Source organism: Anaerobacillus sp. ABD4_527 (genome assembly GCF_056160805.1).
Genome location: NZ_JBSWXZ010000008.1, coordinates 27,555 through 49,821, shown reverse-complemented (window position 1 = coordinate 49,821; position 22,267 = coordinate 27,555). Strand labels below are relative to the sequence as shown.

The 22,267-nt window shown below is 41.8% G+C and carries 26 protein-coding genes; 5 read left to right on the top strand and 21 right to left on the bottom strand.

Going from position 1 to position 22,267, the window contains the following annotated elements:
• Nucleotides 1–51: 51 nt before the first annotated feature.
• The 10 genes from ACXAHI_RS20185 to acpS form a co-directional block, all read right to left on the bottom strand.
• Nucleotides 52–1,062 carry a PP2C family protein-serine/threonine phosphatase gene (locus tag ACXAHI_RS20185; protein ID WP_270182828.1) on the bottom strand — a complete coding sequence of 337 codons (1,011 nt, stop codon included), beginning with the start codon at nucleotides 1,060–1,062 and terminating at the stop codon, nucleotides 52–54.
• A 15-nt stretch (nucleotides 1,063–1,077) separates the two neighbouring features.
• Nucleotides 1,078–1,479, bottom strand: a complete 402-nt coding sequence (locus tag ACXAHI_RS20180) for an anti-sigma regulatory factor (protein ID WP_474850846.1) — start codon at nucleotides 1,477–1,479, stop codon at nucleotides 1,078–1,080.
• Nucleotides 1,480–1,482: 3 nt separating this feature from the next.
• Nucleotides 1,483–1,839 carry an STAS domain-containing protein gene (locus tag ACXAHI_RS20175; protein WP_224885320.1) on the bottom strand — a complete coding sequence of 119 codons (357 nt, stop codon included), beginning with the start codon at nucleotides 1,837–1,839 and terminating at the stop codon, nucleotides 1,483–1,485.
• Nucleotides 1,840–1,850: 11 nt separating this feature from the next.
• Nucleotides 1,851–2,675: an STAS domain-containing protein gene (locus ACXAHI_RS20170; RefSeq protein ID WP_474850844.1), complete on the bottom strand. Its 825-nt coding sequence runs from the start codon at nucleotides 2,673–2,675 to the stop codon at nucleotides 1,851–1,853.
• A 237-nt stretch (nucleotides 2,676–2,912) separates the two neighbouring features.
• Nucleotides 2,913–3,263 (bottom strand): type II toxin-antitoxin system endoribonuclease NdoA, encoded by a 351-nt coding sequence (gene ndoA, locus ACXAHI_RS20165; RefSeq protein WP_048312992.1) that lies wholly within the window; start codon nucleotides 3,261–3,263, stop codon nucleotides 2,913–2,915.
• Nucleotides 3,264–3,267: 4 nt separating this feature from the next.
• The gene (locus ACXAHI_RS20160) at nucleotides 3,268–3,552 is read right to left on the bottom strand and encodes a CopG family ribbon-helix-helix protein (protein WP_474850842.1); all 285 of its coding nucleotides are present in this window, start codon (nucleotides 3,550–3,552) and stop codon (nucleotides 3,268–3,270) included.
• Nucleotides 3,553–3,681: 129 nt separating this feature from the next.
• On the bottom strand, nucleotides 3,682–4,848 hold the full coding sequence (gene alr / locus ACXAHI_RS20155; protein WP_474850841.1) for an alanine racemase: 1,167 nt from the start codon (nucleotides 4,846–4,848) through the stop codon (nucleotides 3,682–3,684).
• 314 nt (nucleotides 4,849–5,162) lie between these two features.
• Nucleotides 5,163–6,167 (bottom strand): LolA family protein, encoded by a 1,005-nt coding sequence (locus tag ACXAHI_RS20150; RefSeq protein WP_270182833.1) that lies wholly within the window; start codon nucleotides 6,165–6,167, stop codon nucleotides 5,163–5,165.
• 60 nt (nucleotides 6,168–6,227) lie between these two features.
• Nucleotides 6,228–7,754, bottom strand: a complete 1,527-nt coding sequence (locus tag ACXAHI_RS20145; RefSeq protein ID WP_474850840.1) for an NAD(P)H-hydrate dehydratase — start codon at nucleotides 7,752–7,754, stop codon at nucleotides 6,228–6,230.
• A 57-nt stretch (nucleotides 7,755–7,811) separates the two neighbouring features.
• On the bottom strand, nucleotides 7,812–8,168 hold the full coding sequence (gene acpS, locus ACXAHI_RS20140; RefSeq protein WP_474850839.1) for a holo-ACP synthase: 357 nt from the start codon (nucleotides 8,166–8,168) through the stop codon (nucleotides 7,812–7,814).
• Nucleotides 8,169–8,320: 152 nt separating this feature from the next.
• On the opposite strand from acpS, the gene ACXAHI_RS20135 reads away from it, so the two are divergent.
• Nucleotides 8,321–9,082 (top strand): rhomboid family intramembrane serine protease, encoded by a 762-nt coding sequence (locus ACXAHI_RS20135; protein WP_474850838.1) that lies wholly within the window; start codon nucleotides 8,321–8,323, stop codon nucleotides 9,080–9,082.
• 45 nt (nucleotides 9,083–9,127) lie between these two features.
• Here the strand turns inward: ACXAHI_RS20135 and ACXAHI_RS20130 are convergent, their stop codons facing one another.
• The 7 genes from ACXAHI_RS20130 to ACXAHI_RS20100 form a co-directional block, all read right to left on the bottom strand.
• The gene (locus tag ACXAHI_RS20130; RefSeq protein ID WP_474850836.1) at nucleotides 9,128–9,877 is read right to left on the bottom strand and encodes an STAS domain-containing protein; all 750 of its coding nucleotides are present in this window, start codon (nucleotides 9,875–9,877) and stop codon (nucleotides 9,128–9,130) included.
• Complete coding sequence (locus ACXAHI_RS20125; RefSeq protein ID WP_474850834.1) at nucleotides 9,870–10,523, bottom strand: cobalamin B12-binding domain-containing protein; 654 nt, start codon at nucleotides 10,521–10,523, stop codon at nucleotides 9,870–9,872. Before ACXAHI_RS20125 ends, ACXAHI_RS20130 begins: the two co-directional genes overlap by 8 nt.
• A 13-nt stretch (nucleotides 10,524–10,536) precedes the next feature.
• Complete coding sequence (locus ACXAHI_RS20120; RefSeq protein WP_474850832.1) at nucleotides 10,537–10,905, bottom strand: hypothetical protein; 369 nt, start codon at nucleotides 10,903–10,905, stop codon at nucleotides 10,537–10,539.
• Complete coding sequence (locus tag ACXAHI_RS20115) at nucleotides 10,902–11,207, bottom strand: antibiotic biosynthesis monooxygenase family protein (RefSeq protein ID WP_474850830.1); 306 nt, start codon at nucleotides 11,205–11,207, stop codon at nucleotides 10,902–10,904. The genes ACXAHI_RS20120 and ACXAHI_RS20115 overlap by 4 nt, the downstream gene beginning before the upstream one ends.
• 18 nt (nucleotides 11,208–11,225) lie before the next feature.
• Nucleotides 11,226–12,677: a PH domain-containing protein gene (locus ACXAHI_RS20110; protein ID WP_474850828.1), complete on the bottom strand. Its 1,452-nt coding sequence runs from the start codon at nucleotides 12,675–12,677 to the stop codon at nucleotides 11,226–11,228.
• Nucleotides 12,667–13,149: a PH domain-containing protein gene (locus tag ACXAHI_RS20105; protein ID WP_474850826.1), complete on the bottom strand. Its 483-nt coding sequence runs from the start codon at nucleotides 13,147–13,149 to the stop codon at nucleotides 12,667–12,669. The genes ACXAHI_RS20110 and ACXAHI_RS20105 overlap by 11 nt, the downstream gene beginning before the upstream one ends.
• Nucleotides 13,150–13,297: 148 nt before the next feature.
• Nucleotides 13,298–14,356, bottom strand: a complete 1,059-nt coding sequence (locus ACXAHI_RS20100; protein ID WP_474850824.1) for a hypothetical protein — start codon at nucleotides 14,354–14,356, stop codon at nucleotides 13,298–13,300.
• A gap of 168 nt (nucleotides 14,357–14,524) precedes the next feature.
• Here ACXAHI_RS20100 and ACXAHI_RS20095 point away from each other — a divergent pair, with 168 nt between their 5' ends.
• Nucleotides 14,525–15,169, top strand: a complete 645-nt coding sequence (locus tag ACXAHI_RS20095) for an O-methyltransferase (protein WP_474850821.1) — start codon at nucleotides 14,525–14,527, stop codon at nucleotides 15,167–15,169.
• A 56-nt stretch (nucleotides 15,170–15,225) separates the two neighbouring features.
• Here the strand turns inward: ACXAHI_RS20095 and ACXAHI_RS20090 are convergent, their stop codons facing one another.
• Complete coding sequence (locus tag ACXAHI_RS20090) at nucleotides 15,226–16,221, bottom strand: NADPH:quinone oxidoreductase family protein (protein ID WP_474850819.1); 996 nt, start codon at nucleotides 16,219–16,221, stop codon at nucleotides 15,226–15,228.
• A gap of 127 nt (nucleotides 16,222–16,348) precedes the next feature.
• Between ACXAHI_RS20090 and ACXAHI_RS20085 the strand changes: the two genes are divergently transcribed.
• Entirely contained in the window at nucleotides 16,349–16,945 is a 597-nt protein-coding gene (locus ACXAHI_RS20085) for a TetR/AcrR family transcriptional regulator (RefSeq protein ID WP_474850817.1), read from the top strand.
• A gap of 201 nt (nucleotides 16,946–17,146) precedes the next feature.
• On the opposite strand, the gene uvsE is transcribed toward ACXAHI_RS20085, so the two are convergent.
• The gene (gene uvsE / locus ACXAHI_RS20080; protein ID WP_474850815.1) at nucleotides 17,147–18,112 is read right to left on the bottom strand and encodes a UV DNA damage repair endonuclease UvsE; all 966 of its coding nucleotides are present in this window, start codon (nucleotides 18,110–18,112) and stop codon (nucleotides 17,147–17,149) included.
• Nucleotides 18,113–18,257: 145 nt separating this feature from the next.
• Here uvsE and ACXAHI_RS20075 point away from each other — a divergent pair, with 145 nt between their 5' ends.
• Together ACXAHI_RS20075 and ACXAHI_RS20070 are read left to right on the top strand one after the other, a co-directional pair.
• Nucleotides 18,258–19,112, top strand: coding sequence for a DegV family protein (locus tag ACXAHI_RS20075; RefSeq protein ID WP_474850813.1), 855 nt, complete (start codon nucleotides 18,258–18,260; stop codon nucleotides 19,110–19,112).
• 111 nt (nucleotides 19,113–19,223) lie between these two features.
• Nucleotides 19,224–21,173, top strand: coding sequence for a 2,4-dienoyl-CoA reductase FMN-binding domain-containing protein (locus ACXAHI_RS20070; protein ID WP_474850811.1), 1,950 nt, complete (start codon nucleotides 19,224–19,226; stop codon nucleotides 21,171–21,173).
• Between the two features lie 32 nt (nucleotides 21,174–21,205).
• On the opposite strand, the gene ACXAHI_RS20065 is transcribed toward ACXAHI_RS20070, so the two are convergent.
• Together ACXAHI_RS20065 and ACXAHI_RS20060 are read right to left on the bottom strand one after the other, a co-directional pair.
• Nucleotides 21,206–21,535 carry a tRNA-binding protein gene (locus ACXAHI_RS20065; RefSeq protein WP_474850809.1) on the bottom strand — a complete coding sequence of 110 codons (330 nt, stop codon included), beginning with the start codon at nucleotides 21,533–21,535 and terminating at the stop codon, nucleotides 21,206–21,208.
• Nucleotides 21,536–21,602: 67 nt separating this feature from the next.
• A complete protein-coding gene (locus tag ACXAHI_RS20060; RefSeq protein ID WP_474850807.1) occupies nucleotides 21,603–22,238 on the bottom strand; it encodes a nucleotidyltransferase domain-containing protein in 636 nt (211 codons plus the stop codon).
• Between the last annotated feature and the right edge of the window lie 29 nt (nucleotides 22,239–22,267).

Below are 22,267 nucleotides of genomic sequence, written 5' to 3'. Positions count from 1 at the left end.
GATATTTTCACGAAATGAATACTAATGTCTTATTCCACGTCTGAGAGAAATCTAAACCTTTCTTCTCAAAATTAACAATGTAAAATCATCTCGTAGTTCAAATTCTTGCAGTCGCTCAAGTTCTTTATAAACAGAATCCACGATTTCTTGCGCAGAGAGGTGAATGTATTTACGTATCATTGCAACGATTTCATCGCGTTCGATGAACCCTCGACTTGATCGACATTCTGTTACACCATCCGAGAGCATGATAACCATATCGTTCCCATTAAGTACTCGCTGATATTCTCGATAAGAAGTTTTCTTCGAGACTCCAAGTACAAGACCCTTTGTAAAGAGTTCCTCGAATTGATCTTTTTCCGAGTCGTAAAAAAAGCCCGGTTCATGACCGGCGCCTGCATAATAAAATGAATGAACCCTCGAATCATACAAACCATAAAACATAGTGATGAACATATTGGGATCAACATTTTGTTCGACAACTCGGTTTAAATTCTCTAGCACGGCACCAGGCTGCATCCGTTGCTCAGGGGCACTGTCCATCGCGTACTTAATCATACTCATACAAAGTGCAGCTGGAATTCCTTTACCTATGATGTCCGCGATCGCAACACTCACGCAATCGTTCTCATCCTGCACAAAATGATAATAATCACCGTTCATCTTTTTGGCAGGCTTGCTGATCGCTCCGATATCTAGGCTATCGACTTCTGGTTTTTTTCCAGCCAGAAGGGTTTGCTGCATGTTAGCAGCAACTTCTATCTCTGATTCAAGTTGCTGCTGTCTATTCCGGAGACTTTGATGTTCGCGGTATGCAAACCCATAGCCAATCATCATTTCCAGAAGAAAATCATACGAGTTCTTTAAGGGCTCTGGTAAATCAGGAAACAGCTCTTCTAGGACGCTTACATGCAGACTTACCGCTTCTTCAGGGGAAATTTGCTGTTCAATCATCTTTCTACTGAACTGTTGTCCTTTATAGAGCGTCTGTTCTGATTGTTCTTCCAAATAATTTTCTAATATTGATTTGTATTTTTCATACTGAAGATCTCGGTCGTCCATTCTTGCCTACCCTCCTTACCGGAGCCATTTAATCGCTGTAATAGTTGTACCTTCATTTTCTTTTGAATCGATTGTAAACTCATCCATTAATCGCTTCACACCTGGAAGACCTGCTCCGAGACCTCCAGAAGTTGTAAAACCATCTTCCATTACTCTTCTAATATCTTTAATACCAGGACCAGAATCAGCAGCTATGATCTTCAATCCTACTTTACTTCCAGCCTCTGTCCGTTCAATAGACACTTCGCCTTTACCGGCATAGAGATAAATGTTACGGGCGAGTTCTGAGATTGCAGTAGTGATTCTAGCTTGATCCACTGTACCAAACCCCAGTTCTTTAGCAATGTTTCTACCCGATTGTCTCGCTTTAACGATATCCCACTCGTTTCGGACTTCCACACAGGATTGGATATTCATTGCTTATCCCCCCAATTCCTGTTGTAATTTCTCTAACCCCTGTTCTAAATCTAATGCTGTAGGGACATTTTTCATCATGATACCTAAGTCGATCAGAGTGATTGCAACAGCGGGTTGGATACCCGTTAATACCACTCTAGCCCCCATTAAATTTGACATGCGGACGACATCGCCAAGTACTTTTGCGATGAAGGAGTCAATCATATCAACAGATGTCAGATCAATGACAACCCCCTTTGCACCTGTTTCATGAATCTTTTCGAGCAAATCTTCCTGAAATTGCAGGGCGGTCTTATCATCCAAATCAACTTGAATTGTTATTAATAGATACTCATTGAGTTTTAAAATAGGAATTCGCACTGTATTTCCCCCTATTCATCAAGGTCGATCATTTGTCGTTTTGTCATTTCTAAAGCCGTTTTCATACCTTTGAATAAGGTACTCTTTGTCGGAAACTGTCCTAGATCAATACCTAAGTTAACAATTGTTTGTGCAATCTCTGGTCTGATACCAACGAGGATACATTGAGCACCGACCAGTCGCACTGCTTCTGCAGCCTGAATAATATGATGAGCGACCATCGTATCGACAACTGGTACTCCCGTGATGTCGATCAACACCACTTGAGAGCGATGCTTGATCACACCAGTCAAGAGGTTTTCCATGATTAACTTCGCTCGCTCTGTATCGATCGTACCAATCAATGGCATCACACTAATATTCTCAAAAACAGGGATCAACGGAGCTGACAATTCCTGAAGGGCTACCTTCTGAATTGAAACCGTGTTTTCCCAGTTTTTCGAGCTCTCGTTTATCAATTGATTGATAATTGGATCGATCCATCGGTCGATTTCGTCATACATATTGAAGACTTTTTCGTTCGAATGGTCTGCATCGAGTAGGACTGCTAAGATAATTCTGCGGAATGTTTGAAGACCTTGTGTGATGTAGCTCAGTCTCCAACCAACCTTTAGTAGCCTCTCAGCAAACTCTGTCATCCGTTCAGTCGGTTTGTGAACGTTTTGTTCGATGTGTGTATAAATAATCTCAAAAAGTTCCTTATTTGTATCTTCATACGTTGCATCTGTAATCGACTGCAACCTATGATCTTCACGTACTCGGTCCATCTCATCCATCCATTTGGTATAGATGCGCTGGCGACTTTCGTTCAAAATCTGAATGATTAGCTTGTCCATGGTGCTCCTCCCTACAATCAACGTGCTTACCTTCTATCTTCTCATTACGAGTAACGACTCGCAATAAATATACTTACCGAATATGCACCTATTTCATCACTTTTATCTTAACACACTTTTCGACAGCGCTAGAAAATTCCCTTCTTTAATAAACATGAAAAGTTTTACATCTTAATAATAGGGAAGATAAACAAAAAAACTGCTCTTAGAGCAGCTTCGTTTGCGAATATCAAATTGTTAAAAATCAATAAGCCCAAGGCTGATTTGCAGGGCTTCTTGCACCCGCTGCATCATACCCTCATCAAGGTGAGTGATTTTATCAGTTAAACGCTGTTTATCAATCGTGCGTATTTGTTCTAATAAAATAACCGAATCACGTTCAAATCCGTACCGTTTGGCATCGATCTCTACATGTGTAGGGAGCTTTGCCTTTTGAATTTGTGCAGTAATTGCGGCAACGATGACAGTTGGACTAAAACGATTCCCGATGTCGTTCTGAATAATTAGGACAGGACGTACTCCTCCCTGTTCAGAACCAACAACAGGAGAAAGGTCAGCAAAATACACGTCACCTCGTTTGACAATCAAGCCGTTACACCCCGCTTACTAAGCGGTCCACGGTGTGCTCTGCTTCCTCCTCAACAAGAAAGGCTTCTGCTGCAAGGTTCAAATTAATCTTTGCCATCTCCATGTACCCCTGGCGCATGGCGTCACGAATCTGCCGCTTCTTTCGTTCGCGAATATACATTGACGTGGCCTGTGAAATGAACTCGTTACGATCGAACTGTTCCTGTTGAATAATACCATCCACCTCATTCAAAATATGTTGTGGGAGAGTTACAACAATCGATTTTTTGTTTGCCTCTGTCACAAACATACACCTCCGAAGCACTGCTACTCATAATATAATTCCACTATTAATACTACCATTGTAAGCGTCTCATTGCAAAACAACTTTCCACAAAACTATTTCAACAAATTCTTGCAAATTCCTGTTTATATTTTATTATTTTTTTAAAATTGTATTCATTACGCCTTTTTTTTCTCCATTTTCAATGAATACTCTGGGGACACGATGACTGATGATACAAGGAATTTCATAGTTTATCGTCTCTAGCTGTTCCGCAATGTCGTCTATTGTAATTTCTTGAGACCCCTGTGATCCTATTAATGTAACTTGTGTTCCAATAGGTAGTTCATGTGGAAGGCTCACCATGAATTGATCCATACAGATTCTTCCCACAATAGGTGCCTTAATGCCGTTTACTAACACGCTCATTTTGTTAAGCTTTCTAATCCACCCATCAGCATAACCAACTGGAACTGTCCCGATCCACTCTCCTGCTGACGTTGTATAGGTAGACCCATAGCTGATCGGATCACCTTCATTCATCTGCTTCACGTGAACAAGGCGACTATGAAGACTAAACGCTCGCTCTAGCTCAAATGGCTTTCCCTCTTCCATATCTGGTGAAGGGATAAGACCGTACATCGAAATACCGATTCGAACAAGATTACCGATGCGATCTGGAATTCGCATAGAACCCGCACTATTTCCAAGATGAATCCAGCTAGGATCAATTCCGAACTCTTTTAGAATCGTAACGAACCTTTCAAACCGCTTGAGCTGTGTTTCGATGAATGGATTTTCAGGCTCATCTGCAGTTGCAAAATGCGTATAAAGACCTTCAGGAATAATAGAAGGATTACGCTTCAGACATTCTCCTATATGTTTTGCTTCTTCTTCACCCTTTATACCTAATCTTCCCATCCCTGTATCCACTTTCAGATGAACACGAAGGGTTTTTCCATCAAGCACGTCCGAAACTTCATCAATCCATTCGCTTTGAAAGGCTGTAAGTGTAATATTGTGTTCAGATGCAAGATCGGCGTATGCTGCTGGTACGTAGCCTAATACGAGAATCGGAGCATCGATACCAGATTTTCTTAAGCTAAGCGCCTCGTCTAAAATAGCGACAGCAAGATATTTCGCTCCCGCTCGGAGCGCCGTTCTAGCAGTTTCCACTGCTCCATGACCGTATCCGTCTGCTTTCACAACTGCCATGATCGAAACATGGTCAGGTACGTGTTTCTTAAATGATAAAATGTTTTGGGTTATTGCATCGAGGTCAATTTCTGCCCATGTCTCTCGATAGAACGATTGATTTTCCATAATTATTTCCTCCATCAGAAGCGAATCACTCTGGCTTCTATTTTAGGAGTTTTTGATAAAAGATGCTACTTTTAAAATCTTAAGAGGGCAGGATCCTGCATGATATCCGCGAAATTTTCTTTTTATCCGCGATAAATTAGATTTATCCGCGCTTTTCAATTTATATCCGCGAAATGAGGGCAATTATCCGCTAATCTGAGAATTTATCCGCGAAACAACAATATTAGAACCGCTTGAGCCCAACTGCTAACACAAAACTTGTTTTTCTGAAAAAAGGCTCAGCCATGTACTCACAGCTGAACCCTCATGAAGTCTTATTTAATTACCGTCTTACCATATACTGACCGTGCGACTGCCGCCATTTCTTCCATCGATAGGTCGGTCGATGCGAGGAAGAAGTCGACACCGTCATAATGCCAGGATATCGTTGTATCTGTCATTACACCCATCGTAAATCCAAGATCGATCGGCTCACCATTACTCATCGTAACTGGCGTACTCGTTTCTAGCGCCGCTTCACTTTTTTCTTCGATAAGCGTAAATGATTTTTCACCTGTGAAGCTTAGGATGACTTTGTTCTGAGACACTTCTTTTTCATCAGTTAGCCCTGTACCCTGTGGCTCATACATTGGATACACGACTTCGAATGGTTCATTCGTAGCTGCGATCACGGGCACTTCTAACTGAGCAGCCGTCATGTTACGTTCCATGTCGAACGAGCCTTTATCGAATGAAGCGTTGAACTTCATATCAGAAAACTCAATCGTTACGAGCGGCTTCATGTCTTGATTCATGATTGAAACTTTTTCAGGAGCAAGATCCTTTTTGTTGAGGGTAATCGACTGCTTCGATAAGTTTTTGTTTTGATAGTTCGTATTTGTTGTAAACACATAGTCTTTATCCCTCGCTTCAAACTTAGCCGTAGAATCATTTAGAATATCCTGTACAAGCGTGTTGTATAGATACGCTTGACTTCCATTCTCTGGCCAGTCGCTTTGGAAGCGGAAGCTCTTATTCAGAGCCGGGGTAAGAACAAAAACCCCTTCATCATTTCTTAGGATGATTTGACTTTGTTCTTTTGACGCATTCTTTAGTTCAACGCGATAATAAGATGGCTTCTGATACCATACTTCAACATCGTAACGCTGCGGCTCCTCACCTGTCTCGAGTGTCATCTTGGCGTTGACTTTATAGCTATCCATCTCATTTAGCTTTCGATCGAGTGAATCCACCACATCTTGCTGACTTTTTTGTCCACACCCTATAAGCACGACCATCATCAATACACCAAGAAGTAAAACGGAACTGAACCTTTTCACTGTATTCAACTCCTTTGCCTCATTTAAAACGACAAAGAAGGTTCCTGCGTAATGAAAAACTTATCCGTAATGATGTTTCAGAAATGAATGCAGAACAGCCGGAATCTGTTCAATGACGTCGGTTGCCAGTACATCAAGCGTAGAATGCGCAGACTGGACGAGCATATCTGCTGCTTTTCCGTGTAAATAAACTGCATTACTGATTCCCTCTTGAATGGAATTACTATGCATGACAAAGGCAAGCACCATACCCGTTAGTACATCTCCTGATCCACCTTTTGCTAGAGCTGGATTTCCAGTCGGGTTCACGAACTGGTACCCATTAGGATCAGTTACAAGAGTATAAGGCCCCTTCAACACGAGATACACGCCATACTCCCTGGCAAATTGGTATGATAACTCAAAACGATTGCGTTGCACATCTGCAATTGAACAATCTGCTAACCTTGCCATTTCCCCTGGATGAGGCGTTAATATGGTCGGAGCTTGCCTTTGTAAAAGCTGATCTTTTAATCCACTCAAGTGAAACAGGGCATCAGCATCGAGGACAAGCAGACAGTCTTCTTCCATCAAGGCCTGAACGAGCTTTCTCCCGCCCTTTTCTCGTCCTAGACCTGGTCCAGCTGCTATTCCATCAAACGAAAGCGCTTCCGGAATAGTTCCGTTGAAATGTCCACCCTCAGAAGGCCAACCTTGAAACATCGCTTCAATCAGCGCACCAGCTGTAACCGAAAGAATCTCTTCTGGCACCGCAGCCTGAATTAATCCTGCCCCACTTCGATAGGCTGCTTTTGCCGTCATGATAGGAGCCCCAGCCATCCCGCTTGAACCACCAATAACCAGCCCTTTTCCATGGCTACCTTTATGAGAGGACGCCGCTCGATCACTAAGGGTGCTTGCTACATCCCGATCGCTCCAAATCTTTTTGGATTGCGCTTTCTCAAATGCTTTTCGAGGAAGGCCAATGTGTAGAACTTCAAGCTCTCCATAATAGTCAGCATCTGGATGGAGGAAAGCACCTGTTTTAGGAGCTTCAAGTGTATAGGTTCGATCAGCTCGTATAGGCTCTACTTCTCCTTCATACCCACCATCGGATCGTAATCCGCTTGGTAAATCCACTGAATAGATAGAGATACCCGATTCATTCATACGATGAATCAACTCCTTATAAGGAGTACGAATCGGGCCTGATAGTCCAAGGCCAAGTAGGCAGTCGATAAGAACGGTATAACGATCAAGATGACTGAGCCATTCATTACCTTGATTCAAGGCTTTCCATTCATACCCTGAACGTTGGAAGATGGTAAAGTGAGTCTTTGCGTCTCCCCTTAGCTTCTCTATAGAGGGGACGACCCAGACATCTACGTCATAGCCATGTTCTTTTAAATATCTAGAAAGAACAAAACCATCTCCACCGTTATTTCCGGTCCCTATGACAACTGCTATTCTTTGACCTTTCAACTTTTCCTTCATCGCTTCGAACAACGCTTTCCCCGCATTTTCCATAAGCGTAGCACCACTTAAGCCGATCTCCTCCATGGCAAACCGGTCTGCTTCATACATTTCCTTCCCGGATACGATTCTCACAACAGGTCCCTCCTGACCGTGATAAAATATATGAGACAACTCTCGATGATATGCAGACTAGCTTGACGAGCTTTCAATAATTATCTGAGCGATCGCATGATATTTCGTATGTGAGATCGAGACATGAACGACCTTTCCAGCCGCTCCTCGAATAACTGGCGCTCCTTCTTTCGATTTTTGAACAGATATATCCTGAAAGCTTAGTTTCCCAATACCAGTCCCCACTGCTTTCGCATATGCTTCTTTCGCAGCGAACCGTCCCCCTAGAAACTCGATTCTTCTATGTCCCTTAAGATTGTTAAACTGAGCAAGTTCTTCATCTGTTAAAATTCGCTTAGGAAAGTTCACATTTCGTTCAACCGCTTTTTCAATTCGATCTAGCTCGATCATATCAATGCCTATACCTTGTATCATCTTACTCCTCCAATTGTTCTAACCCTATGTAATGCACCATAGTTATAATAATAGTGCTCTTCTAGCAGCTATGCTAAACTAGAATTACTTATATAGTAGATAAGCCTTTAGCAGGCATCTTTCAATACTTCTTATTAAAGGTGGTCGACTTCATGTTCTTGAGAAATGAAGACTTTCGCTCATTTATTCGTTATTATCCTATCATCTCCACACTTATTGGTATACATATCCTCCTCTTTCTTCTCATAAACCTTTTGGGTATGCGGTCCATCTTTAACCTGGGAGCGGGAGTTAACGGATATATTGAAGCGGGTGAATACTGGAGACTCGTTACACCGATCTTTCTTCATGCAGGATTTGCTCATGTACTCTTCAATTCCTTTTCACTCTATTTGTTCGGTCCAGCTCTTGAACAAATGCTAGGCAAGGCAAAGTTTTTGATCGGATACTTTGGTGCTGGAATCATTGCGAATATCGCTACATTTTACCTCCAGGACAGCTATTTCAGTCATGTTGGCGCCTCTGGAGCAATATTTGGGCTATTTGGGATTTACTTTTACATGGCGTTCTACAGAAAAGAACTGATCGATCAGGCTAACTCACAGTTAATCCTTATGATTCTCGGTATCGGTCTATTGATGACTTTCATCAGTCCGAACATCAATATTCTTGGACATATCTTTGGATTCCTAGGCGGTGCTGCATTAGCACCTATGCTACTCATAAATGCTCGTCGTTTCGTTGATCGTGGTATGGTGAGGGTTCGTTATTCAGATGATCCCGGATCCATTCGCTTCAAACCGAACAGATGGAAAAGAAGGACGCCAAGAGGCGGGCAAAGCTCTGTTTCAAAAGTACTATGGGGTATTTTCATCGTTCTTGTATTACTTGGTTTTATCGGGAGATATCTATAAAGGCATAAAAACCGGGGACCCAGTGGGTTCCCGGTTTTTTGGCTTTCAAGATAAAATATATTGTGAGATCGCGTCTTTTAAGCTCCCAGTGATGTGGAACGTTTGGTCGACATTAAAGTCATTTTCCATCAATTGAAAAACATGCTGAGGCTTTAATCCACTTAGAATTGGAGAAACGCCGATCAACTGAATCATTCGATAAAAAGATTGAAATGCAAAAACGCCTCTCTCCTCTATTTCACCTATGCCATTAAAGTCTAAAATGACATATTCATAATTTCCATTTTGAAGGGTCGAAAGTAATTGCTGTTCATTGATTAAAAATAATTCCTCATCAAGAGAACCAAATAGTGGAATAACACTTAAGGACGAGGAAATCGGAAGAAAAGGACTCGACAACCTCTTAATTTTACTCATCGCTTCTTCCAGCTCTTCTTTTTTATCAAGTAAATCAAAATTGGTTTCTGCTAACCGATCACGCTGCATTTGGAGCATTGAAGAAAGTTCCATAATTTGAGAATCTTGTCTAACACATAGGAGTTGTCCTTCGCCGTCATGCCAACGTGCAAAAACTTTAAATAGCATGTAAGGTGACTCCAAGGTGTTGAGTACAAGCTCGAATTCCTCTTGATCCTTCATTAGTTCAAGCGCTTTCTGCTTGCTTCCGGAGTCAACGATATCAATGAAAGAATCAGGTTTAGAGAACAATTCTGTTGCAAGTCGTGATTGCCTTTTTATATTTAAATCGTGATCAACAAGAAATGCAGGTAAAGGATGATGAGTAAAGTCAACCATGATTAGAGACATCACCTTTCTGTTCTTCAAGCCACAATTTAATTTCTTTAAGACCAGGAACTAACACCGTATTTTCTGAACAATACTTGGTTAGATCGTAATTCGACGCAAGCCTTCCACCTACTAAGATTTCTGGTTGAGGCTGCAGGGTTCCGAGCTCGGCAACATATTTCTTTAATTGTTCAGCATGATACAGAATTGCGACGGATATCCCCACTACCGACGGCTGCCACTTTTCGACGGTATGAATCGCATATTCAAGAGGGAGACTTGCCCCTAACAATCTTGTTTCCCAACCATATTCTTCAAATAATAGCGAGATCATTTTCAAACCTAGATAGTGCTGCTCTTGGTCGATGCATAAGAAAAGTGCACGCTTCCCGTTAGGAGACTGTTTCGATTTCTTTTTTGTATATGCGTATCGAGAAAGAACGTAGTCACACGTTGTCGTCGCTAGGTGCTCATCAGCAACGGTGATTTTGTTCTCCTCCCACAGCTTCCCTACTAGTTGCATGGCGCTTGTTAACACTTCGAAAGTGAGGTGACTATTTTCGATTAGCTCTGCTTCAGCTTCGATCAGTTCCCATGCACGATCTTCTTCCCCTTCTAGAAGGGTATTGGTTAGTTTCTCGATATCTATAGGCAAATGATCACCTCTTTTACAATGAAGGACTGTCTACGTTCAATTCTTCTAATTCAGCTTTACCTTTTGAAAGAATTCTTAGATAGTCCTCTTTATTTTCGAAAGTCGTTTTTGATATTTCTCGTTCTAGCCGCTCAAAGTTATCTACGACATGCTTCGTTTCCATTCCTCTTGTTGTTAAGAGGTTATTAAGCCAAAGCGCGTAGTCAATAAAGAACTCATCTGCTTCTAAATTACGAGCAGACTCTAGGTGTTTCATATGATGGTAGTTATCTTCAATGCATTTGGATCTGCCTCGTTCACCGAATTTCTCAAGAAGTTCTGGCATATCTTTGTATATTCCTTCTACAACTCGTTCAACGATATGATCGATGGTGCTTCTCATTCTGCAACCACCTTGTAGCGATATACTTTCGGCTTAACAGCAGCAAGTTCTGCATCTGGATACTTCTTTTCTAACTCGTGTATTTCTTTATAAGCTGGACTTCTCATCCAATTGAAAAAGTGATCCTTCGTCTCCCACTTCATCTGTACGGTCAACTCTTCTGGACGGTGTTCACTTTGTAATAAAGTAAAGGATTGAAAACCATCGAATTCATCCACTCTTCTAGAACGTTTCTGGTAAATTCCGATGACCTCATCCACTTTTTCTTTAGGTACGTTGATGACAGAGTTCACAATGTACATTGATTTCCTCCTTACTTTTTATTCATCCGAATGATGATTCGTTTTCGTACTATTATTGTAAGAATACCAGTTCAACAGGTCATGTCCATTCAAAAGCTCAATATCTCTAACCCTAAATTGTTTACCTGCAAGACTAGAAAGAATTGAAACCTGTATTGTCGTCAACGATTTACGCTTTTGAAACAGCGTTGAATTTAGCTCCATAGCCTGAATCCTCTTACGTGGTACATAAACACGAACCCTGCCGATCTGTCTGAACTGCAGAAGCGATGTCGTGTCTTTTATACTCCAGCCGGCGTCTTTATGGTGAAGATAGCCAAGAAAACAAGCGACCGGAAGGATACTAAATGAAAGATAACCAAATGGGACGAAATAAGTGATCAACAAAGCAGGAATGAGTGACGGTAGCATGAACCGTATCATATAACGAATTCTTGCCTTCCGAGGAAGCGGCGTGAGCTCCTGATGGACAGGTACTTCAGGAATTAACTCTTCTAAAAATGCTTGGATTCTCTTACGTTTCAGGAGTGGAAATAAGATGGTTGAAAACTGTTCATCCTTTCCACCACCGCCTCCACTTTCAACATAGATCGTAGCATAGCCAAAAGGTTGCCTTAATAAGCCTTCAACGACCCTTATTGCCTGTACACGTTGCACTGGAATCGTCAATTGGCGACGCTCTAATATCCCTCTTTTTATAATAAGGTCGTCCTCTGTTCGAGAAAGGACAAACCCTCCGTATTTCAGTACTGTTCCTAATACAGAAAAAACCCACGATAGTAGTAAAACAATTAAAGCGATCACTAAGATAAATGTGAGTGTCGCATCCATGACTCGTTCAGTAATGATCGAGTAGAATTCATCAGGCAGGATATTATCCACCTGGGAACCGATCGCAGCGATGAAGGATAAGAATACCCCTATACCTCCAGACGTGGATGCAGCGATGATTAAGTCTTTCTTCAATAACCGATATTCCTTTACGGGGTGTTCATTTACGAACGTTTCCTCAGCTTCTTCCGGCCTTCTGGATTTGTATAGTTCTGATCTCAATTGTTCAGCATCAAAACGACTTAGAGCTGACATGACCACCTCTGGTTCTCCACCACCGCCAGCCGTTTCGATTTGAACCTTTACTAGTCCGAAGATCCGTTGAATCACTCCTTGAGATGTATCGATCGATTGGACTCGTTCACGTGGAATAAATCGCTTCTTTCGAAAAATAAAGCCCTGATGAATTTGCAGTTCGTTGTTTTTTATTTGATACGTATAAAACCACCATGATAAAACACCGTTTCCTAACGTAAATAACAAGAAGGCACCCATGATCAGAAAGTGCCACCATGAATATCCTTCTCCACCTCTACCAATAAAGACGAAAATAATGAGTGGAAGTGCTACTTCCTTCAATGAAGCTAAGAAAGCAAGCAGCATGGCAACAGGATGCAGTCGTTTTTTCTCAGACATCATCTTCGGTCACCCTTGCAAGTACAGATATTTTATCTCTTAACTCATCAGCAACTTCATTAGAGAGAGCAGGTATTTCATGTGTCGTGGCTGCTGTTGAAATGGTTACGGAAGAAAGCTTGTAAGCGCGCAGTAGTGGCCCTTGCCTTGTATCAACATGCTGGACCCGTACCATCGGTATTAACGTACGCTTGACGATGATAACGCCATGTTTTAGTTCAATTTCATGTTCACTTACTTCATACCGCCATTTTTTGTAGCGAAGAAGGGGTAGTATCCAAATTTGTAGGATGATTAACACGGCAACAACAACACAAGTTGAAACCAAACTCCAAATTGGAAGATTAACCACTAAGTAGTGCAAGCTGAACATCGCAGCTACAATTCCGAGTAGAAGAATTGAAAGAATGACGCCTGTTATCTGCCATACTTTTAATCCTCTTCGATCTATTTTTTTTGAAGGATCAGGTCGCATCTCTTACCTCGCTTTCTTGCATTATCTAGTACATCATATCTTCAATTAGTATATCACTGTTATTTTATGCTATCTATAAATGACCACTAGAGTCTTTCTTACTTGAAAAAATAAAAGCCTGAGCATATAAATGCTCAGGCTTTTACGTCTAAAAGAGGGTTGAAACATGTGGTCGTTCAGACTCCCTCATACTCGTTATTTCTTTTAGTCGATGGTCCCAAAGTGATAGAACTTTATCGTCTGCATCATAAAACGTAAGGTGCTTCTCCGTACAGTCGATCAATTCAACGCTTGGAATCGAACATTTTTCTTGGACGCCTGTTTTCGCGCAAATATAGACGAGCTGATCGCTCTTACCCGTTCTTCCGTTCAGACCATGTACGATCAAGCAGCCGTTCCATGAATAGATCGTACGTGGGGAGAAGTCTAGAAGGAAAGATTGTTGAACACGGAACTCTCCATCAAGTAGTAGAATCTTATCTTGTTGAGCTGCGGATATGGAAAGAGCCGCGATATAGATACCTTGATCTTCAACAAGCATGTTCACTGGAGAATATCCTTTCTCTAACTCAATGACATTCTTCCCATTCTCACCAAACACCGTAAGTAGAGCTTTATCTTCTTCCACGCAATAAGAGGAAACAATCAGCTTATTTCCTTTTCGCTTCAAATCACAGAATATTCCCTTCACATGCCACTGATGAGTGATGCGGGGGTCGTCTTTCGAAAACTCATAAATCCAACCATTCCACTCTTCACCTTCGCATGCGATGCAGATGCTATTGTGATACTCATAGAAACTTGGACTACCATTAACCTGAAACGTGCGCAGCTGAGCGAGACGATGAATGAAAACATACACCTCAAAATGGTTAGGGGCTAATTGTTTTGAGAACCAATAGTTATGATTTGCATCTTTGACAACATTTGAATAACCTTCATCACTAGTAATCGGTAGTTTAGGTACATTGACCCGATCGATAGGTTGCGCAACGGTTAAAGGGTCCTTTTCTTCGTATAACGCTTTGTTACCGTATGCCATTTTCTTAATTCCCCCTCCATAGTCAGCCGCCTTTTTCAACGATAACAGGAAAAAGGTTGGATATTTAAGACCGATCCTTGCTGTTAGTACTAGTGTAACATTGAATGATATAAGCGGGTATTGGGAAATAGCAATAACTTTTGACTCATTATTTGCGACTTTCATTTCTTAGTTTCCCAACTCTCGTTAAAAAGAAAGGGACTAAAGTCCCTTTAACCATTATTTTCCCAGGGGTTTATTTCTAAAATTCCTTGGTTTAGGAAAGTTTCTTGACAGTTGCTACTAACTAGACAACAATAATAGCGAATAGATCGTTGAAAGGATGAGATCCGCATGGCAACAAATCACGATGACTATATTCACTTATTATTTGGCTCTGAAGATCCCCTTCTTCAAGAGGTCAACGAACGAATCAAAGCAAACGGAATGCCAGCCATCTCAGTTAAACCAGAGGTAGGCCGCTTACTCTCCATACTCGTAAAGATGAGAAACCCTCGGCATGTTCTGGAAATTGGAGCGTTAGGTGGGTATAGCGGAATCATTCTTGCCGGAGCACTTGGTAAGGAAGGCTCATTAACATCATTAGAGCTTGAACAATCCTATGCAACTGTTGCTCATAGTAATTTAGAAAAAGCTGGACTAAAAGAGAAAGTAAAGTATGTCATTGGTCCCGCTCTTCAAAACATGGAATCTCTTTATAATGCAGGACAAAGGTATGACTTCTTCTTTATCGATGCTGATAAGGTGAATTACCCTGCTTATCTTGAAATGGCCATCAAGCTTGCATCGCCAGGGGCTATCATCGCTGCTGATAATACACTCCAAGGTGACAGAGTTTTTGATGAAACGATCAAGGATGATAATGTTGAAGCAATCAGAGAATTTAACCTGAAGATGGCAAACGACGAACGACTCGAATCGATCATTCTTCCATTATGCGACGGTCTTACAGTTGGAAGAGTAAAGGAAGCAGAATAATAAAAAAAGCCTTCTAGCCTGTAAAATGGCTAGAAGGCTTTTTAGTTAAATGACTTTTAAGCGTTGAAAGAAACGATTGTTCTTCCTCTTACCTGTCCTTTTAGAATTGTATTCAATACGTCCGGTAGTTCATTAATCGTAACTTCGTTGGTCATTGCCTCTAATTGTTGAGATGGTTTGTACTCGCTCGCGATCTTGCCCCAAACCTCTTTACGCACATCCATCGGACAATAGACAGAATCGATTCCTAACACGTTTGCACCTCTAAGAATAAAAGGAAATACGGATGTAGGGACTTTCGTGCCGCCAGTTAACCCGCTTACAGCTACCGCTCCACCATACTTTAGGTTACTAAGGACTGCCGCAAGTGTTGAGCCTCCAACAGGATCAACGGCACCCGCCCACTTTTGCTTGCCGAGTGGTTTGAAGTCTTCAGGTGCTGCTTCATCTCTACTGATAATGGAGGAAGCACCTAGCTCTTTTAGGTAGCCATGCTCTGATTCTTTTCCTGTACTTGCAGTTACGTCATATCCTTTTTTCGCTAGGATCGATACAGCCATACTCCCTACTCCGCCAGTTGCTCCTGTTACAAGAATCGGTCCATTCTCAGGAGTGATACCAGCTTGCTCTAATCGATGTACGGAAAGAGCAGCTGTAAATCCGGCTGTTCCGAATACCATCGCTTCTTTTAGAGTTAAGTTTTCTGGAAGTGGAACCATCCACTCTGATTTCACACGTGCGTACTCACTAAAGCCACCTGAATGGGAAACGCCTAAATCGTAGCTTGTTACGATGACCTTGTCTCCTTCTTTCCATTCCGGGCTGTCGGACTCAACGACCTCACCTGCAAGGTCAATACCAGGAACATGAGGGTATTCCTTTACGATCTTACCTTTTGGGTGTGTTGCTAACCCATCTTTATAGTTCACACTTGAATAGTGCACCCTAACAAGAACGTCACCAGTCGAAAGATCCTCTTTCTCTACATCCTTCACTGATATATTTGTATCTTCATTTACTTTATCTACTACGAGTGCTTTAAACGGTGCCAAAATAATCCTCCTTTAAACTCGTTATGCACTAACAGTAACAAAAATTATTCTGACCGGTCAAATAAATTGAATTGTTTATCCTTACTGCCCAATTATGTATAATGATTAGTGCAAGGAGTTGTGATGAATGAAACAAAAAGCTGAAATGAGAAGACAACAAATCATTAAAGCAGCCTTTGAGGCTGTCGCTGATAAAGGGTATGAAGCCGTTACTCTACAAGACATCGCTGAATATGCGGACGTCAGTAAAGGGGTATCGAACTATTACTTCAAAAATAAAGAAGATGTTCTAGCTCATTTATTAATACAAATTACTGAACGAATCTATGAAAAAGAAAAAATGGCTGTCGAAACAGAAACATCGGCAGAAGCCATGTTAAAAGCATATGTGAACTCCGTGTTCGTTGGTCCTCTTGAGAATGAACGCTTTTACAAAGTTTATTTAGATTTTCTAGCTCAAGCGACTCGGAACGAGCGTTATAGAGAAATCAATGCACGCTTTTATCAAAATTGTGCTTCGATCTGTAAAATAATCCTCCATCATGGACAAGAAGAAGGTCGTTTTACCGCGGGTGATATCAATGATGCTTCAAAAACGATCAGAAGCTTAATCGATGGATTTATGGTTCAATGGTTGATGACTGGTGATCACGATCAACATGCAACATACAAAGACCTATGCTTACATGCAATCAAAGCTTATATAACTAAAACGGCGTCTTGATGCGCCGTTTTTCTATGTCCGCATAAACCGCTTCTTCATGGAAACGATACTTGGTAAGGAGGGGTTATCATGTCAAAGAAGAAGAAACGCGGAATGAAAAAAGAGCTTGCTCAAGCTGTTGAACATGCTAACGAAACAAATCCATCTACAAAACAAAAAGATAAAAAGATCACTGAATAGAAACCGGGAGTCCCCCGGTTTCTATTTTAGTTTAAACGTAGATTGATCGATTACTTCGATATCATCCCTTCTCTTTACCTCTTCCATAAGTTGAAACAACGCTTGATCCTTTTGCTTTGCTTCAATCATGCAATCGATTTGCGGCGTGCTCCCTTTAACAGCGTTCAAGAACTCAAAAAACATATCACAATCTACATAATCAGCATGACTCCGAAACTCCTTTTCGCTCTTTGGAGAAGAAATATGCATTTTCACTGGTAAGGGTGATGAGTTCCATGTAGAAACAACTCTAGACCAGTCCTTCTCCCATTCTTCCTCACTGTGACAGGCCAGGTGATGGTGGTAATCAAATACGAGCGGAATTCCTAGTTTCTCGCATAAATAAAGGGTATCAAGCATTGTGAACGTCGTATCATCGTTCTCTAGCATGACGGTCTCTTGAATTTTGGGGGGGATATACATCCAGTTATGAATAAAACGTTCTAACGCTTTTTCTTTGTCGTTGTATCCCCCACCAACGTGTAGCACACACCGATGTTTCGAATCGATCCCCATTTTTTCTAGCAACCTGACGTGCATTGCAAGTGTAGTCGTAGATGTTGTTAACGTTTCTTTTTTTGGGGTATTAAGTAATACAAAGTGATCAGGGTGAAAGTCGACTCTCATTTTCTCTTTCTTTGCAAAGTCTCCCAATGCTTTAAGTTCATCTTCTAATGCTTCCATGTAATTCCAGTCCTCTAATGCTTCGTGGTTAGCGAGTGGAATTAATCTAGAACTAAAGCGAAAGAAGGAAATTTCGTTCCCTTTGTTGTGTTTCAAAAGACGCAGACAGTTCTCCAAGTTTGATTTAGCAATTCGTTCAAGCTTACGAATACCGGCTTCGCGGTTCGTGAGCTTCTGGAATTGTGTATACGTCATCGTCTGAGAAGGAGAACTATTCTTTAGCTCCATACTCATTGCTACGTATCCAAGTCTTATAATTGTCATGTTGGTCCTCCAATAACTGGTCGTTTTCTTAGACTTTCCAAACCTTCTTGTTTCATAACTGTATGTTACAATCAATTTTCTGTCGAAGCGTGGTACAATAAACGTAATACCTGGTAAAGGTAATTTGTATAAAGGGGTAATATCCATGGCGATTCGAATTATTACGGACAGCAGCATCGACTTTCCTGAAGACATGCTAGCTGACCTAAACGTAACGGTTGTCCCACTCAACTTGCTTTTCGGAGAAAAAGAATACAAAGCTGGGGTTGATATCGATACACCGACGTTTTATCAGAAATTAAAGCAAGCGAAAGAACTACCGAAGTCTTCTGCCCCGTCACCACAGGACTTCCTAACAAAATTTGAACAAACCGAACCAGAAGATAAAATACTTGTTATTTCGTTGTCCAAGGCATTAAGCACCACTTACGAGAATGCCGTATTGGCAAAGCAGATGTTTCATGAGGAACATCCTGATCGAGATGTTGAAGTGATCAATTCAAAAACAGCGTCATCAGGGCTTGGTATTATCGTTTGTCATGCTGCAGAGATGGCTCAGAACGGTGAAAGCTTTGAAGACATTGTTAGGGAAACCGAAATGTATACAGATGAAACCCTAACGATGTTTCTACTCGATACGCTAGAGAACGTCATCAAAGGTGGAAGACTTGATCGAGTGAAAGGTACGATTGCTTCTGCGCTTAATATTAAGCTGCTCATGAGAGCGGGCGATGATGGTTCACTAGAGGTGCTCGATAAAGTGCGTGGAAACAAACGGGCCATTCGTCAATTCATCCAAAAAGTTGGTGAATACGGGCATAATCTTGAAGACAAAGTGGTGGCGATCGCACACAGTAATTGTGAAGACAAAGCAAGAGCTCTGATGGAACAAATTCAAGAAAGGTACAAGTTTAAGCGCGTAGTCCTCTCGACTATGGGACCTTTGATCGGCACTTATGCTGGTGAAGGCGGCCTTCTTGTTGCTTTCAAAAAAAATTAGATCGACTAAAGTGAAGAGCGCCCATCGCGCTCTTTTTTTTAGTACTTTTAAAGGAAATGAATGGTCATTCAGCGAATCCAGTCATAAACAAAAAGGTGTGGTGATTTGTATATGAAATGGAAAAGTTTGTTTGAACCGATCAAAATTCGTGAGCTTACCTTGCCTAACAGAGTGATGATGGGCTCGATGCACCTAGGCATTGAAGGCGTTCCAGAAAAAGAAGAAGCGATGATTTCCTTCTATACTGAGCGTGCTGGGGAGTATGGGCCAGGACTGATGGTTACCGGTGGTATCTCGGTATCTCCTGAAGGAGACGGGGGACATCATTTTTTGGGCTTTTATCGAGAAAAAGACCTATCAACGATGAAACGGTTAACAACTCGCGTGCACCAAGCAGGTGGACGCATCGCTGCTCAGCTTTTTCACGCGGGTCGTTACGCTTATTCTGAATTGACCGGCATTCCTGCAGTTGCTCCATCGCCGATAAGATCTCCGATTCATAGGGAAACTCCAACTGAGCTAACTGAACTTGATATTCTCAACCTGCTTGAATCTTACGCTGAAGCAGGTAGAAAAGCGAAGGAAGTTGGATTTGACGCTGTCGAAATTATGGGGTCAGAAGGTTATCTTATTAACCAGTTCATGTCACCCGCTACAAACAAACGTACAGATTATTGGGGAGGGAGCTTTGAGAAGAGAACGCGCTTTCCGCTAGCGGTGCTGAACGCTGTAAGAAAAGCTGTTGGAGATGATTATCCCATTATCTATCGCCTTTCAGGAATGGACCTTGTACCAAACTCTACTACACATGAAGAAACCCTTGCTTTTGCAAAGTTAGTTGAAGAGAACGACGCAGACGTATTAAACATAGGGATCGGTTGGCACGAATCCACTACTCCTACAATATCGATGATGGTACCAAGGGCAGGATTTATTCAAATCGCCTTCGATATTAAGGAAAAAGTATCGATACCTGTTATCGGTAGCAACCGAATCAATGATCCTGTTCTAGCTGATGATCTTTTACAGCAGTTAGATATGGTCTCGATGGCAAGACCGTTTCTTGCAGATCCTAACTTATTGCATAAGTCTCAAGCTCAATCTCTTGATCAAATCAATACATGTATCGCTTGTAACCAGGCTTGCCTGGATCATGCGTTCGAAGGAAAAGCCGTCTCATGTCTCGTAAATCCAAGAGCGGGAAGAGAATACAAGTGGGTTTATAAGAAAGCGAGCGAACAGAAGAAAGTGCTTGTAGTCGGTGGCGGTGTTGCTGGTCTTGAGTCAGCAAGAGCACACGCCGAACTCGGCCATGCCGTCGTCCTTTATGAAGCGAGTGACTCGATCGGGGGACAATTCAATCTAGCTCGACAAATCCCGATCAAGAAAGAATTCGATGAAACGGTTAGGTATTATACGACTGAATTAAAACGACTAGGCGTATCGATCAGCCTCAATCACAAACCTTCTACCGAAGACCTGTTGAATCAATCTCCTGACCTTGTCGTCATTGCAACTGGTGTTGTACCAAGAAAGCCTCATATCCCAGGCGTCGAGTTTGCTATACCTTACCCAGATGTACTCTCAGGCAGGGCACCCGTAGGAAAGAAAGTCATCATTATCGGTGCAGGGGGCATCGGATGCGACCTCTCTCACTATTTGATCGAACGAGGAGATCACGATATATTGATGCTTCGTCGTAACGGAAAGATGGGAGAAGGTCTCGGTAAAACAACAAAATGGGCGATGCTTCAGGATCTTAAAAAGCATGGAGTTAAGTTCCGTACAAACCTCCACTATGAAGAAATTACCGAGGAGGGGCTCGTGATTACGGATGGTGAGACGAATAACAAAGAATTTCTAAAAGCAGATGCTGTTATTCTAGCAGCAGGTCAAGAGTCTAATCTTCCACAAGAATACGATCGATTGACCGAAAAGGGCATTCAAGTAGCTGTTATTGGTGGCGCGAGGCTTGCTGGAGAATTAGATGCCAAACGAGCCATCTATGAAGGAGCAAAGATTGCGTTCGAACCGCAATCCATTCCAACAACACAACGTTAAGAAGACGGGGCATATCGCCCCGTCTTTTCCTGTTAACCTAGCTTGTCCCCGTTCTTCACCTTCATATCCGGCTGGATTAAGACCACTCCACTTTCTCCGTAAACCCCTAACACCAATACTTCAGACATGAAATCTGCAATTTGACGAGGCGGAAAGTTAATGACAGCTAGCACCTGCTTTCCGATTAAGTCTGTCTTTTCATACAGATCTGTAATCTGAGCACTAGACTTCTTCACACCGACCTCGTCACCAAGATCGACCTTAAGTTTGTAAGCCGGCTTTCTTGCTTTTTCAAACACTTCTACGTCAACGATCTCTCCAACTCGAATATCTAGCATCATAAAATCTTCAAACGTTGCCATCTCTCAACCTGCCTTTATAAAAAGATAAGTAATGCCTTCGACCTCTTTCTCTATTAGTCCTGCTCATTCACTTTCTTTTCATAACAAATTCCTTAAGCAACGAGAGTATGTAAGCTGAATCTTGAATCTCGTCACCTAACAAACAAGTAGAGAAGCATTCGATCAACTTGCGATTCGCTTTATCCTGTTCAGTTGAATACAAGTCTGAAATCGTCAGCGGATATTCCAACATGGATAGATATCGTTCGATTCGCATCACATACATAACACCGTTGAGAAGATCATACATCTCCTCATTTGTAGTACACGTATTCAGCCCGGATTCAATCGAATGTAACAAATTGATCTTACCTGATTGAATGGACTCTTTCTTTGGTAATTGAAAAGGCGTATCTCCATATAAAACAAGCTGCTCAAAATATGGAGCTACCACATCTTTTTCTCCACTCGTCGTTAGCTCGTATTCTTCAATCGTCAAGCTTCTGAGATGGACTGGAACTCCAGGAAGCTGAGGTAGATAAAGTGGTTTCATCACTTCTTTATGATAGAAGCACCATATATCTAAGTCTGATTTCGGACCCGCTTCTCCCCTTGCAAAACTGCCTGTTAGGATAACCCCTCGTAGTGCAGGAGTCTTCAAGCAATTCACTAACCTTTTTGCATATGTAGCAAACCTTATAGGCGTTATCTCGGAATTTAACATAAGTTCCTTCTCCTTTTTATAACGAGACC

Coding starts and splice junctions, on each gene's coding strand:
- ACXAHI_RS20065 (WP_474850809.1), bottom strand. CDS start 21,535: ATGGCAACGTTTGAAGATTTTATGATGCTAGATATTCGAGTTGGAGAG.
- ACXAHI_RS20185 (WP_270182828.1), bottom strand. CDS start 1,062: ATGGACGACCGAGATCTTCAGTATGAAAAATACAAATCAATATTAGAA.
- ACXAHI_RS20075 (WP_474850813.1), top strand. CDS start 18,258: ATGGCGATTCGAATTATTACGGACAGCAGCATCGACTTTCCTGAAGAC.
- ACXAHI_RS20180 (WP_474850846.1), bottom strand. CDS start 1,479: ATGAATATCCAATCCTGTGTGGAAGTCCGAAACGAGTGGGATATCGTT.
- ACXAHI_RS20110 (WP_474850828.1), bottom strand. CDS start 12,677: ATGATGTCTGAGAAAAAACGACTGCATCCTGTTGCCATGCTGCTTGCT.
- ACXAHI_RS20095 (WP_474850821.1), top strand. CDS start 14,525: ATGGCAACAAATCACGATGACTATATTCACTTATTATTTGGCTCTGAA.
- ACXAHI_RS20115 (WP_474850830.1), bottom strand. CDS start 11,207: ATGTACATTGTGAACTCTGTCATCAACGTACCTAAAGAAAAAGTGGAT.
- ACXAHI_RS20085 (WP_474850817.1), top strand. CDS start 16,349: ATGAAACAAAAAGCTGAAATGAGAAGACAACAAATCATTAAAGCAGCC.
- ACXAHI_RS20160 (WP_474850842.1), bottom strand. CDS start 3,552: ATGTTTGTGACAGAGGCAAACAAAAAATCGATTGTTGTAACTCTCCCA.
- ACXAHI_RS20130 (WP_474850836.1), bottom strand. CDS start 9,877: ATGGTTGACTTTACTCATCATCCTTTACCTGCATTTCTTGTTGATCAC.
- ACXAHI_RS20100 (WP_474850824.1), bottom strand. CDS start 14,356: ATGAAAGTCGCAAATAATGAGTCAAAAGTTATTGCTATTTCCCAATAC.
- ACXAHI_RS20060 (WP_474850807.1), bottom strand. CDS start 22,238: ATGTTAAATTCCGAGATAACGCCTATAAGGTTTGCTACATATGCAAAA.
- alr (WP_474850841.1), bottom strand. CDS start 4,848: ATGGAAAATCAATCGTTCTATCGAGAGACATGGGCAGAAATTGACCTC.
- acpS (WP_474850839.1), bottom strand. CDS start 8,168: ATGATACAAGGTATAGGCATTGATATGATCGAGCTAGATCGAATTGAA.
- ACXAHI_RS20170 (WP_474850844.1), bottom strand. CDS start 2,675: ATGGACAAGCTAATCATTCAGATTTTGAACGAAAGTCGCCAGCGCATC.
- ACXAHI_RS20120 (WP_474850832.1), bottom strand. CDS start 10,905: ATGAGAAGCACCATCGATCATATCGTTGAACGAGTTGTAGAAGGAATA.
- ACXAHI_RS20070 (WP_474850811.1), top strand. CDS start 19,224: ATGAAATGGAAAAGTTTGTTTGAACCGATCAAAATTCGTGAGCTTACC.
- ACXAHI_RS20135 (WP_474850838.1), top strand. CDS start 8,321: ATGTTCTTGAGAAATGAAGACTTTCGCTCATTTATTCGTTATTATCCT.
- uvsE (WP_474850815.1), bottom strand. CDS start 18,112: ATGACAATTATAAGACTTGGATACGTAGCAATGAGTATGGAGCTAAAG.
- ACXAHI_RS20105 (WP_474850826.1), bottom strand. CDS start 13,149: ATGCGACCTGATCCTTCAAAAAAAATAGATCGAAGAGGATTAAAAGTA.